This window comes from Thermoplasma acidophilum DSM 1728 (assembly GCF_000195915.1).
Taxonomy (GTDB): Archaea; Thermoplasmatota; Thermoplasmata; order Thermoplasmatales; family Thermoplasmataceae; genus Thermoplasma; species Thermoplasma acidophilum.
Map to the genome: position 1 here is coordinate 822,293 of NC_002578.1, position 13,403 is coordinate 835,695.

Annotated in this window: 8 protein-coding genes, 2 tRNA genes and 2 pseudogenes; 9 read left to right on the forward strand and 3 right to left on the reverse strand. The window is 50.2% G+C overall.

Annotated elements, in window-relative coordinates; translation table 11 throughout:
- The first annotated feature begins 143 nt into the window (after positions 1-143).
- Positions 144-1,073 (forward strand): 2-hydroxyacid dehydrogenase, encoded by a 930-nt coding sequence (locus TA_RS04000; RefSeq protein ID WP_010901192.1) that lies wholly within the window; start codon positions 144-146, stop codon positions 1,071-1,073.
- Between the two features lie 54 nt (positions 1,074-1,127).
- Positions 1,128-2,612 carry a thiamine pyrophosphate-binding protein gene (locus tag TA_RS04005; protein WP_048161789.1) on the forward strand — a complete coding sequence of 495 codons (1,485 nt, stop codon included), beginning with the start codon at positions 1,128-1,130 and terminating at the stop codon, positions 2,610-2,612.
- Between the two features lie 16 nt (positions 2,613-2,628).
- Here TA_RS04005 and TA_RS04010 read toward each other — a convergent pair whose 3' ends face one another.
- Complete coding sequence (locus TA_RS04010) at positions 2,629-3,582, reverse strand: Gfo/Idh/MocA family protein (protein ID WP_048161791.1); 954 nt, start codon at positions 3,580-3,582, stop codon at positions 2,629-2,631.
- Positions 3,583-3,753: 171 nt separating this feature from the next.
- Here TA_RS04010 and TA_RS04015 point away from each other — a divergent pair.
- From TA_RS04015 to TA_RS04040, 7 genes and pseudogenes are all read left to right on the forward strand, one after another.
- Positions 3,754-3,826, forward strand: a tRNA-Asn gene (locus TA_RS04015).
- A gap of 1 nt (position 3,827) precedes the next feature.
- Positions 3,828-3,901: transfer RNA gene (locus tag TA_RS04020), tRNA-Ile, on the forward strand.
- Positions 3,902-4,278: 377 nt separating this feature from the next.
- A pseudogene (locus TA_RS04025) lies at positions 4,279-5,172 on the forward strand (MFS transporter); the annotation flags it as partial.
- Between the two features lie 106 nt (positions 5,173-5,278).
- Positions 5,279-5,479: pseudogene (locus TA_RS08435) on the forward strand (MFS transporter); the annotation flags it as partial.
- Between the two features lie 606 nt (positions 5,480-6,085).
- Positions 6,086-7,432, forward strand: a complete 1,347-nt coding sequence (locus TA_RS04030) for an N-6 DNA methylase (protein ID WP_156778504.1) — start codon at positions 6,086-6,088, stop codon at positions 7,430-7,432.
- Positions 7,433-7,555: 123 nt separating this feature from the next.
- The gene (locus tag TA_RS04035) at positions 7,556-8,497 is read left to right on the forward strand and encodes a hypothetical protein (RefSeq protein WP_010901197.1); all 942 of its coding nucleotides are present in this window, start codon (positions 7,556-7,558) and stop codon (positions 8,495-8,497) included.
- Between the two features lie 89 nt (positions 8,498-8,586).
- Positions 8,587-9,201: a DUF998 domain-containing protein gene (locus TA_RS04040; RefSeq protein WP_156778505.1), complete on the forward strand. Its 615-nt coding sequence runs from the start codon at positions 8,587-8,589 to the stop codon at positions 9,199-9,201.
- 34 nt (positions 9,202-9,235) lie between these two features.
- On the opposite strand, the gene TA_RS04045 is transcribed toward TA_RS04040, so the two are convergent.
- Positions 9,236-9,970, reverse strand: a complete 735-nt coding sequence (locus tag TA_RS04045) for a ScpA family protein (RefSeq protein ID WP_048161793.1) — start codon at positions 9,968-9,970, stop codon at positions 9,236-9,238.
- Entirely contained in the window at positions 9,967-13,389 is a 3,423-nt protein-coding gene (smc, locus tag TA_RS04050) for a chromosome segregation protein SMC (RefSeq protein WP_010901200.1), read from the reverse strand. The genes TA_RS04045 and smc overlap by 4 nt, the downstream gene beginning before the upstream one ends.
- Between the last annotated feature and the right edge of the window lie 14 nt (positions 13,390-13,403).

Below are 13,403 nucleotides of genomic sequence, written 5' to 3' on the forward strand. Positions count from 1 at the left end.
TCTTCTGCGTTCATATATTACTTTTGATCCTTTCAGCAGGAACACGGATCATGGCGAAAGCGTAAACGCAATCAGAATGTTGAATGGGGATCTCAAGCACGTACTCTGGCAAAGTATATATATTATATTCAACTGATTTAAATATGAAAGTACTGGTCGTAGTCCCGAATTTTCTCCCCCTGGATCAGATAAGATCCGCTGTGTCAACCATAACCCAGGACGTCGAGGTCCGGACGGATACAGATTTCGACAGGAGCGATGCTGAGATTCTCATCGTCACCACGTTCACGCCTGTTAACGGAGATCTGCTGAAGAAGATGCCCAGGCTGAGATTCGTGCAGGTTGCCAGCATAGGATATGACAACGTTGATATGAACGCCATGAAGAAAAACGGTATCATGGTCTCCAACATACCCACTGCAAGTGCGGACAGCGTGGCCGAGCATGCTCTCTCCATGGTTCTGTCTCTGATCAAGGATCAGCGCTTCCTGGACGCTGAGATAAGGTCCGGCCGCTGGCCGAGAATAACAAGATCGTCGGATCTGATGGGCAAGACGTTCGGCATAGTCGGCATGGGTTCCATAGGGCGCGCCCTCGCTGCCAGGCTTCTGCCGTTCAAGGTGGCGATAATCTACAACGATACGAAGAGGATGAGCGAGGCAGAGGAAGAGGAATACGGGGCCACCTTTGTCAGCCTTGATCGCCTTCTCTCCGATTCGGACGTCATATCGGTCCACGTGCCTCTGAATGAGACCACAAGGCACATGTTCAACAGCAGTAGATTTGGCCTGATGAAGGACGGTGCCATATTCATAAACACGTCGAGGGGAGAGGTCGTTGTCGAGAAGGATCTCATAGAAGCGATCCAGAAAAAGGGCATACGAGCTGGCCTGGATGTATTTGAGCATGAGCCCCCGGATCCAAATTCTCCGCTGTTCAGATTGGAGAACACGCTGTTCTCGCCACACATAGCCGGAGTAACGGCGGAGAGCCAGATGCGCTTCTTCCGTGAGACGATAGCCAACGTCATGCGCTACATGCAGGGATACGATCCGAACTTCAGGGTGATCTGAACGAAGGGGCATGAGATATTCGGCAGGGTCCTTCACGACCTGAGATTGCTCCCCATGTTTGGAAATCCCGGGACGACAGAGATCCCGATGATCAGAGACGTTACCGATTATGTTCTGGCCCTCCACGATGGCGTAGCGGCTGCCATCGCTGAAGGATACGCGATTTCATCCGGAAGGCCGTCAATCGTGAATCTTCACACGGATCTGGGTGTGGGCAACGCCATGGCCTACCTCATAACCGCTTTGAAAAACAGGACACCGGTAATAGTCACCGCGGGCCAGCAGGATCAGAGGCATCTTGCATACAGCCCACTGCTTTCCGGTAACCTGTATGACCTCGCCGGAAACTTCGCGAAGTACAGATCCGAAGTGAGAAGGGCTTCGGACATAGCATACGAGATGAGGAAGGCATACCAGATTGCGGCGGAACCGCCTAGGGGCCCCGTGTTCCTCTCATTTCCCATGGATGTGATGGAACAGGATGGCCTGTACTCAGGGGAGGGGGTCGCAGTTTCTGAATACGGAATCGCAGACGATGACGATGTTAACAGGATAGCCCAGGCCATAAACGAATCCGAGAATCCCGCCATCATCTTCGGGTCTGAAATAGACGAATTCAACGCGTTCAGTGAAGCCGTGGAATTCGCAAGGAAGGTCGGATGTCCCGTATACTCAGAGCCGCTTGGAAACAGGTCGAGCTACATTTCGGATGACCCACAGTACGCCGGTGAGCTGTTTCCAGCCGCAATACTGATCAATCTTCAGCTCATGCAGCACGATCTCCTGGTCTTCATAGGATCTGATATAACGCTTTATCCGTACACAACCGATACAGTTCTTCCCGAAAAGCGCAAGATATTCGTGGGCCTGAACAACACGCGGAGAATGGGTGAGACGTACATAGCCAATCCAAAGACCTTCCTCAGGAAGATAACGCCCCTGGTGAAGAAGAAGAATAGTTACAGCGCTCAGAAGGATTACAGAAAGTTCACGGACGCCATGCGAGAGAGGAAGAGGATGGGCTACAATTACGTGTCATACAGGATATCGAAGTATTTCAGCGATTACACGCTGGTCGATGAGGCCATATCCATGTCAGAGCCGCTGCGCCATTACTTCGGTTACAGGCCCCACGGCTATTTCACGGCCAGGAGTGGCCAGATAGGGTGGGCGCTGCCCGCATCCATTGGCATGGCGATGGACAGCCCCAAGGTGGTATCGGTGATCGGGGATGGATCGCTGATGTATTCGGTGCAGGCGCTATGGACTGCAAGGCACTACGGCATACCGCTGAAAATGATCGTGCTCAGAAATGGTGGTTACAGCATACTGCGCAGCTATGCAAAATCGTATTATCCGGAAATCAAGGATGCCGATTTTCTGAGGCCGGACCCGGACGTTGAGAGCATATTATCGTCATACGGCATCGATGTAAATACCGCTGACACAGATCTCAGAAACCTGGAGTGGCTGAGATCCGGATCGGATCAGAAAGCGATTGTCGTCGATGTGGACAGATCCATACCGAACATGTTCTGACGCCTTCCGTGAAGGATCAGCGACCGTACATCATGAGGACGGTCTCAAGGTTCCTTATTGCATTCGCGGGAGGATATGGCACTTCCGTATCCTTTTCTATGCTCTTTAAGAAGCCTCCTATCTCTGATTCGTATACGTCTTTCCATTCAACACTGACGATGTTTCCATTGAGAACCGGCTGATTCAGAACCGTTCTCACATTATCCGGCTTCATCAGGCTCGATTCCTTCATCTCGTAGACCGATCCTTCAGTACCGATAACCTCAAAAGCGGGCAGCTTTGGAGGTTCAACGTAGCTCCATGAATAGTAGAATATGCCATGCACATCATTTTCAAAGGTGAAGAGGGCGGCCGTGTTGTCCTCACCCTCTATGGATGTGCCGCCCTTATAGTTGTGTGCACTGATAGACTTCCACTGGCCTCCGAAGTCCAGGAATATTTCCAGAAAGTGCACACCGCCGTCTATCAGCGACCCGCCCATCATCTCGTTTTTTCTGCTCCTCCATCCCGGCGCATCGTACCTCTGCTGGTCCCTGACTATAACCGTGCGAACGTCTCCAATCTTTCCGCTCTGCACGATCTCCAAGGCCTTTCTGAATGACGGATCGAAATAGAACTGCTCCGCCACCATGAACTTTAGACGCTTCTTCTTAGCCTGGTTTATGATCTTCACCGCTTCATCGATCCTCCCCGTCACTGGTTTCTCCACCAGAACATGCTTTCCCTTTTCGATCGCCTTCATCGCAACCTCGTAATGGAGGTTGTGGGGCAGAACTATATCCACGGCATCGTTATCGGCGTCCAGCGCCGCAGCCATGTCGGAGTAGGTTTCCCTAACACCGTAATCTCTCCTGTACATCTCCAGAACCTGTGGGTTCCTGTCATACACTGAAAATTCTATACCGAGCCGTCTGTAGGTTTCAGCATGAACCTTTGCGAATCCGTTGCCGCCTATGAGAAGAACGCTCATTGCACACAAAAGCATGAATCCGGATATTATCTTTTCTGGATCTTCACAGGATAAGAATAAAATATGGCGTATCCATCATGGTGGGAACAGAGGCAAAGCACTGGGCCGATGGTCTCCCGATGTGGCATTTGACGAAAAAGTTAAAAGGAAAGTAGTTCTATCGGTCTTAGTGCCGCTGTAGCTCAGTTGGTAGAGCACTCGGCTGTTAACCGAGCGGTCATCGGTTCGAGACCGATCAGCGGCGTGGGGATGTAGCTCAGCTAGGCAGAGCGCCTGGCTCATAACCAGGTGGTCGTCGGTTCAAACCCGGCCATCCCCATCATCCATTCTAGAATTGCGGATATGATCTTAGAATTATGACCTGAAGCATAATTGCCCGGAGTTCGAGGGATCTGCGTCTTAACCCCGGACAGGATTTCCATCTCCAGGAGGCACCGATTCTACGCAGGCTTTCACAGACGTCTTGTGAACAATCTTTTTTATTTATCGGTTAAGCGTTCCATTCTCTCCTCTGTTTTTCTCAGAAAATATGGATAAATAAGATTGTGGTCGATATATATAGTATATATATTATGGTGATAAAATACATATTAGACGCGGAGTTTTTTACCTCTGAAGACAATGCCGAATATATTTGAAGACCTAGATAGGAAGAAATTTGGATGGTTCCACCTTCGATCCATCCTGACAACGGGAATGGGAGTTTTCACGGACGGCTACGATCTTTCGTCCATTGGCATCGTTCTGGCCATAGTGCTTTCGTCCTACGGAATCACAAAGATCACGCCAGGGTATACGCTTTACACAAGTCTGATCGCAGGATCTGCACTCATCGGCGCGGCAATCGGTGCACTCATCTTCGGTGAACTTGCGAAGAGGGGCAGAAAGAAATTCTACGGTGTTGACGTCCTCATCCTCGGGATATTTGCATTTCTGCAGATATTTGCCGTGAACGTTTACGCACTGATAATCATCAGGCTGATACTGGGGATCGGCGTCGGTGCCGATTACGTCATGTCGCCGATGATAATGGGTGAACACGCAAACTCCAAAGACAGGGGAAAGACCATAGCATTCGGCTTTGGAATGATGTGGGGGTTTGGCGCTTTGCTGGCAGCCTTCGCATACATGATCTTCGGGCCGATACTCGGACTCCCTGACGCAGTTGTCTGGAGAATTGTGCTGGCATTCGGTGCGGTTCCGGCCCTTGCCGTGGTGTACTTGAGAAGAAAAATGCCCGAAACGCCGAGGTTTCTGGCGAGAATTGCAGGGGATAAGGCAAGCTTCGAGGAGGAAGTCAAGTACGTGGCGAACAGAGAGATCATGATAGAGGGCAACATAAGGGACGACCACGGTTTCGGATACTATTTCAAAAGATACAGGCGCGAATTCATCGCCGCCATGCTCCTGTGGTTCCTGTACGATCAGATAGCTTACGCAGGAATACTGTTCGGGCCAATGCTCATAGCATCAAAGCTTGGGCTCGGCCCAGTTTCATGGACATACCTGATGGAGGTGTTCACACTGATCGGCGGCATAATAATGCTCTCATTGATAGACAGGAAGGGGCGGAAGGTGCTGCAGATCCTTGGATTCATAGGCATGGGCGCGTCTCTCCTGCTGTTTGATGCACTTAAATCTGCCGGAATCGTCGCTGCAACTACCGGTGGTGGGAATGCTCGCGTACGGCATCGGAATGGAGTTCTTCAATCAGCTCGGGCCCGGATCGGTGACTGCGTCTGGCATGTACGGTGTGGAGCTTGCCCCAACAAAGATAAGATCGCAAATACAGTCCTACACCGTGGCATCCGGAAGGATCGGCGCATCGATTGCGTCATTTGTCTTTCCGGCTGTATTCGCAGCACTCGGCGAATCAGTGGCATTTTACTATCTCTCGGCACTGGCAATAATTGCTGCGGTCATCACGCTTGTGTTCATTCCTGAGACGAGGGGATCGCTTGAAAAATCGTCAAGGGAGATAGAGGAGATGAACCATATAAGGGTTGTTGAGGCGCGGCCCGCGGAAGAAAGTGTGATGTGAAAATCATCTGAATTTATTGAAAATAACCTACATTTTATGAATGAAGAAGCGCTTTATTCCCTTTCAATGACCTTCCTGTATAAATTCATGCGAAATATATTTCAGGAAAGGCGAAGCCCTTAAAGGCTGTTGATATGCAGCATGAAGGATCCTGCAATGGAATTAACGAAACTTATACTGATCTGCGGATACACTTGAAATTAGCGCGTGGCTTATCAGTCAATTTCCGGGAATACAGATAACATGAGAATGAATACCGTTGCAAAATCCAGATGCATGGAATAAATCGGGTTATCAGAATATCGAAAGATAGACGGCCCGAAGATCTGGGCAAAACGTGTTCATTCATGCTTCAGGAGAACGCAGGCGAAGATTGATGATCAGGATTAACATAAGGCATGGGATCACCTGCGGCGCCTGACGATATTCACCGTATGAGAATGAGCCCTGGAACGGCGATGGATGATGACAGGGAAAGGCAAAATTGAACAGAGAATGCTGGGTATGCACTTCACGCCTGTAGAGGTCTTTCACAGGTATATAATGCCGCAGATCAGGGATCATTTAAACGATTACCTCTGGGTTGACATGTTCTGCGGAGAGGGAAACCTGATCCTGCCTATGCTTGATTACATAGACCGGGATCGAAGAGGAGAATTCTTCAGGGATCACATAATGTGTTTCGACATAGATGAAAGCGCAGTGGAAAGATCGATAGAGAACGCCATGAAGTACGGCATTCCGCAGGAGATGGCCAGAAGGAATATACGAACCAGGGATACGCTCATGGACTATCCCGTACTGAGCGGCAGATACCCGGTATTTCACATAACGAATCCCCCCTACCTGTATCTGGGATACATCAGGAAGAGAAAAGATGCCAGGAGGCATCAGGAATACTTTGAGGGCCAGAACGACGGCTATCAGGATCTCTACCAGATCGCCATGATGAACGATCTCCGCCACGGCATCGGCAACATGATATACATAATACCGTCGAACTTCTTCTTCTCCGATGCTGGAACAAGGAAGATAAGGGAAGACTTCCTGAAGATTTACAGGATAGGGAGCTGCTACATCTTCGAGAGGAGAATTTTTCCGTCCACCGGAACAAACGTTATGATACTGAGTTTTCAGCGTTCACAATCGCCTGTGGAAAGTATCGAATTCGATGCGATCAGAATAAATAAACACGAAGAGAAAAAGAGATACGTCCTTCGCAGTGAAAACAATTTCAAGCCGGACAACGAATATCAGGATTATATACGGGCACACTTCAGGCCTGATCACCCGGTGGTGAAATTCTACCTCACATACGACGAAATAGGGAAAAATCCTGGAAATAACAGGGTCGTGCTTGTCAACTCCAAGGAGTACCGGCACGGCGAATATGAAAGAGAAACCTTCAGCGTGAATGATGACCTCTATGCCAGAATAAAGTCAAATCCCCTTTACGTCAGGACAGTGGATAAGGGGACCCGGGAGGGCAGATCTGGCATATATTCGATCATCCGCGATTTTGGTGCGGACGGCATATTCGTAAAAGGACCGACGTACAGGACTAGCCCGATACAGATCTTCATCGATCCCCCGTTGTCAGCGAACGAAGCGCTGAAACTCATGGAGATCTTCAACAGAACCCTGAACGATCTCAGAGAGAGAAGCGACAGTGACTTCATGACGACGTACAAGTATTCGGATTCCGCTGCATATGTAAGGAAATACCTGGGCCTGAAGCAGGTAAGAGGCATAATGAGCACCATCTCCCTTGAGGATCTGAAGGACGGTGCGTCTTCAACTGACCTTTGAATATCGTAGCCAGCGGAATGAGGCAATTGAAATTCTCCAAACGCATCGGAAAATTATAAGCCCAGATAACACTCCATGCGCCGACGATAATGAATTTAATATAGTAGAAATCAATAAATTCTCATGCAGCTCATAGACGTTGACCACGCTCTGGATATGGATCTCATACTGAAGTTGAAGGAGGATACCCCGTTTATCATATCATCTTCAGATCTTGACTTCAGAATACCTGTGATGATCAATAACATGGATGGAAAACTTATGATGAGTGCGTTCTTTCCAAAATTCAGGGCTGGAAAAAGGATCAATATGAACCTGGCTGCATTCAATCCGTTGGAGAAGGAGGATTTTTTCGTCATAGATGAGAGAATAAACAATGTCCACGGCTATGAAATTATAGAAAAACTGCTCAAAGCGCCATCATGCGTTATGAGCAATATCGACATCTTCAGGGGAGAGTTAAGCGTGTACATAAGGTTTCACAGTTCAAAGATGGAGGATGTGTCGGATCTCCTCTCCAGGTATGTTGTTCACGGTGATCATGCAAGGGTTGAATACCTTGGCCCGACTAAGGGCATACAGGAAATGTTCGAACGCCTGAACACAGATTATGGGCTCTCCATTGTATCGTATGTGCTGCCGCTTGAAGACGAGGAGAAGGAGGCCGCAAAGGAACTTGCCGCTACTCCGTTCATAGGTGAACTCAAGAACGATTCCATACAGAAGGATCGCCTTGAGACGCTCATATACTTCCAGAAGTCCAGACTGAACAGGCATTACAGCCAGATGCTTATTCCTGTGTCTGAAGACAACGGCATATTCGAAGCATTGATAGAGAGCAAGAACGTCTCAGAGATAAGAAGGGTCTCAAACGAACTGCACATACCCAGGTTCAGGTACTTTTTCAAATTGATAAAGGATATGATCGAGATAGATACCTTCCTGCCGTCATCGGCGATGTACGATTACTATACGGAGATCTTCAAGCTGATTCAGCGGGCCGACGGGCACTTTTATGTGAAATACATATCCAACTACACTCAGGACGTGTGGAAATACCTCTGAATGCAATTCCTTTCATGCAAAACTGCATTCACAATTATCCATCAGCACGATGCGAATATTTATATTTATTTATATGAATATGCCTGAATATGGAAAGAGTTTCAGATAATCATATGCCGCCGAGGTCGTTGGCCCTCGGAGGGGTCATTGGCCCCGTGATAACCATACTGTTCATTCTCATCGATGTAGCCGTGAGTCCATGGTTCTCATGGTCAAGAAACGCCCTGAGCGACCTGGGCGTTCATCCCTACGGCTACTTATTCAATTCCGGCCTGATAATTGAAGGCGTCCTCAACATAGCCTTCGTCATATCGCTGAAAAGGATACGGACCGCGGGATATGTCCAGGCACTGATGATCGTCTCCGGCCTTGCGCTGGCACTGGTCGGCGTTTTCAACGAGCACTTTGGCTACCTGCACCTGATCTTCGCGCTGATCTACTTCGTCCTCTTTCCCATATCGATAATAATAGCCAGCGTTCGCGCATCGCTTCCCGCATGGATCAGGGTCTACGGCATCGCCGGATCTGCCGCTGCTTTAGCCGTGATCGTGATAGGCATAGGCTTCGTCTTTCACTTCGTCACAATAAAAAATGTCGGCCTTGCCGTGCCTGAATTCATAGAGGCGGTTCTTCTGGCCGCATGGTCCATATCGGCAGGCTCAATCGTATACCTGAAACGTGGAAGCTATGGCAGTGAGCGGTAAATTACAGTGCATGACCAGAATGCCCAAACTATTTCTAATGGATCTTGCGTATTATGATGTCGCTGTCAGGGGTCTCCTGCATCATCTCTATCCGCCCGTCATGGTACAGGAAGAGCGAATAAAGGAAGAATGATGCCTGGTCCCTGCGGCTCTTTCCCCATACATCCGACATGCGCATGGTATCGGACGGGTATCCTTCAATGATGCCAATGACCCTCTCAAGCTGTTCCTCCGGGCTCTCGCTGTTCAGCCGCTCTATGGAAAACGAAACCGGAAGCGCCCTCTGCCTGACGGGCTGTCTTCTGGCGATGTTGTGCCTAACCTGGTCTATGACCTCTATGAGCGAAACGGGCCTCCTGAAAGGTACCGTTATGACCGGCGTAACGTCAACAGGCTGAACCTCTTCCGGCATCTCATCGCCGTATTCTTCTGGAATTTCGTTCTCTTCCGGGGCCTCATCCTTAGCTGTCCAGTCCGATTTCCTGCGCAACACAGACCAGGCCTCGGCAAGCGCCCTGCCCGCAAACTGGAAATCGATGCTGCCGCCCTCAGTGAACCTGATCATTATCTGCGAGAATTTGGTCAGATCCACGTTCCACGGGTCGATTAGGCCGTCGGCGCACATCTCCAGTATCTTTATGATTGCTGCCTTGGACGGATCGACGACCTTCTTCGATTTTATAGACCGCTCCAGATCCCGGTAATACTCCGCCTGGTCTTCATCTGAGGCCTGCACTATGAGGTCCTCTATTATCTCCTCCACGTTCATGGTGCAGCCTCCGGAGAACCGTCGAAGTGGCCGTTGAACACGAACGACTCGCCGTTGACGCTGGTCACGCCTATGGCGTTGGACGCATAGCTGAAAACCAGTGATTTCAGCGATATCACTATCGTCTGTGCCTCACCCGCGTTCTGGCTTATCATCTTGATCATGTTCTCGGCATTGTAGGCATCCAGGTACATATCCACCTCGTCCAGGAAGTATATCGAGCTGGGCATAAGTATCTGCACCGCTGTTATGAATGAAAGTGCGGCAACGCTCTTCTCGCCTCCGCTCAGTGCCTGTATCTTCACCGTTGCCTTGTCCTTTGGAGTTACGCTCACCTCCACCGATGATGTCAGCGGGTCGGAACCGATCATGATCAGCTTTGCGGTGCCCCCGTTTATTATGCCGTACACATAGTTCATCTTCTCGCTTATGTCGGTGAACGTCTTCACGAACACCTCGCGCTTCTTCTCGTTGAGCATGGCTGTGGTCTCCTCCAGGGCCTTCTTCTCCTCCATGAGCTTCTCATGTTTCTTCTCGTAATCATCGAGATCCTTCAGCGCATCCTCATACTGCTGCGGTGCAGCATTGTTTATCTCGCCGAGATCCATTATGGCCCTTTCGATCTCCTGCCTCATGGCCTGCAGATCTCCGATCACGGCTTCGCAGCCGCTGTACGATGACAGTTCCCTCTCGATCGATGACAGGTTCCCTTCCAGTATGCCCGCCTTGACCTTCAGATCGTTCATGAGATCGTTCTTCAGATCGATGGATGCCTTGGCATCGTTTATGCCGTTCTCCATCTCCCTGATCTGCTTATCGGCCTCCCTGACCTGTGCCGAAAGATTGCCGTAGCGGCCCTCAAGATCGTTCAGTGCGTACTGATACTTCTTCGCCTTCTCCTCGAGTTCCCTCTTCTTTCCATTGAGGTCATCGATCTCAGCTGCGATTGAATTCTCCTGGAGCTTCGTATCGATCATCTGATCCTCCAGATGCTTTCTTTCGCTGGAGAGTATGTCCCTCCTGCTGGTGATCTGATTCAGTTCGCTGGCAACGGCATCGATCTCGGAACGCACCTCGTTGATCTCGTTTGAGAGGTCTCCGATGTTCTTGAAGAACTCCGGGTCGATCCTGTCGTACAGATCGTTCAGAGCCTCCTGATACTTGTGCAGATCCAGCGTCTTCTGTTCGATCACCTTTTCATTTTCGTCTATCATCCTTTTTTTGTCTGCTATCGCCCTGTCTGTGCTTGAGATATCGTCCATGACCTGCTTGAGTTCTTCCCTTGACCTCTCCGCCTCCTTCTTCAGCATCTCCTGCTCCTTCATGATCTCTCCGGTTCTCCTGGAAGCCTCGCTCATCTCGCTGAATGCCTGGTCCATCTCCCTCTTTATCCTGGATCGATCATCCATCAGCGAGGAGAGCTGGATCTTCATGCCCTCGAGATCATGCTGCATTCTCAGGGCTGATGCGTAGTCCGAGGCGTAATTCCTGTAACCGCCGGTTATGGATCCGCCGGGATCGAATATATCGCCGTCAAGCGTCACAAGGCGGAATATTCCCATCAGCCTCCTGCCGGCATCGATGTCCTGGACCAGTATCGTGTCACGTATTGCATAATACACGGCCGATCTGTACTGATCCTCGAAGTCGACGAAGTCCATGAGGATGCCGAGGTATCCCGGGTCCTTTGAGATCTTGCCCACATCCCTCTGTGCCGGTGGATCCCGCATCTTGTTCAGCGGAAGAAACGTCATAGGCGATATCTTCCGGTCCTTCAGGATCTGTATGCATTCCTTAGCGACAGCATCGTCCTTCACGACCACTGCATTAAGCCTGCCTCCGCCAGCGCTTTCCACGGCCTTAACGTACTTTTCGCCGTACGATATCAGATCGCGGACGAGGCCGATCACGCCTTCGACGCTCTCCTCAAGCATCTTTACGTTCCTGACGTACTCCGGCACCCTGCTTGATGCGATCTTGGCCGATGCCTCTTTTTCGCTGATCTCGCTCTTCAGATCGGATATGCGGTCGTTTATCTGATCGTACTTGGCCTTGAGATCGTAGTACTTCCTGCTGTACTTGCCCATATCCTCAGACGTTTCCTTTGCCTTCCACTCTGATGTCCTGATCTTCAGATCAAGGTCCTCCTTCCTCTCCTCCAGTGCGGCCTTCTTCTGCAGCAAAACAGCAAGATCGGCGTTCATCTGCGATCCTGCCGCTTTCAGTTCCTCTATCTCCCTGCCCAGCCCGTCGATCTTCTCCTGGTATTCCTTCGATTTTCTCCTGGTCTCCGCCGCATCCACGGCCTCGGCCTGAGCCCTGCTGAAAAGGTCATCGTATCTCTTCTTGAGATCGGCGTAGCGATCCTCCAGTGCCCTCTTCCTCTTCGCCTTTTCCTCTATCTGCCTGTCCAGATCCTCGATCTCGCGGTCCGTGCTGTCCCTTTCGCTTTCATACTTCGCTATGGTCTCCTCCAGCTTCTCCATATTCCTGTTCTTTTCATCGATGATACCGCGTATCTTCGCTATATCCACCTCGACGGAATGAAGGTCCGTCTTCACCCTGTTCATCTCGCCGCTTGTCAGGTCGTCTATCCTTTTCGCAACATCTTCCCTCCTGATCCTGATAGCCTCGGAACGCTTTTCAAGATCCGATCTGCGTTCTTCAAGCTGTGCTATTTCTTTCGTGAGATCGGAGATCTGCCCCTCTATGGTGCGCTTCTGCCTTTCCATAGCGTTTTTCCTGTTCAGTATCTCCGTGTATTCCACGTCCCGCTTTCTCTTCAGCAGCGCATCGTACCTCTCCTTCTTCTCCTTTTCCGTTCGCAGCCTTTCCAGGTTCTGCCTCTTCTCGTCTATTATCGTCTGGTTTATCTCCATGTTCCTGCTGACGGCTTCGATGTCAGCTTTGACCCTTTCAATCTCGCTGTCGAACTGATCCACGCCGGATATTCTCTCTATGAGCTTCCTGCGCTCCTGGCCGCTGTAAGAGATGAAATCGTTTATATCCCCCTGAAGCACGAAGCTGTATGTCCCGAAGTTTATGCCCATGGAGGCCAGGGTCTCATCAATCTCCGAGAGCCTGGATCTGACCCCGTTGACGTAATAGTACGACTTCGGTTCATCCTCTATGACGAGCCTCCTCTCTATGACCAGCGATCTGCCGTCGTCGCTCCTGAACGTGACGGAGACGCTGCATTCGTTTCCGGATCCCTTGCTCACAAGGTCCGATAGCCTGTCCGCCCGGACAGCGTGTATGGACTTTGTTCCGAGGACGAAGAGAAGCATATCGCCTATGTTGCTCTTGCCGCTGCCGTTCGGGCCGCTTATGACGTTGAGGCCCTTCGTGAAATTTATGACCTTCTTCCTGCGGAATGACTTAAAATTGTGCGCCTCGATCCTCTCGATGTACGACGACAAGTCTGACCTCCTTA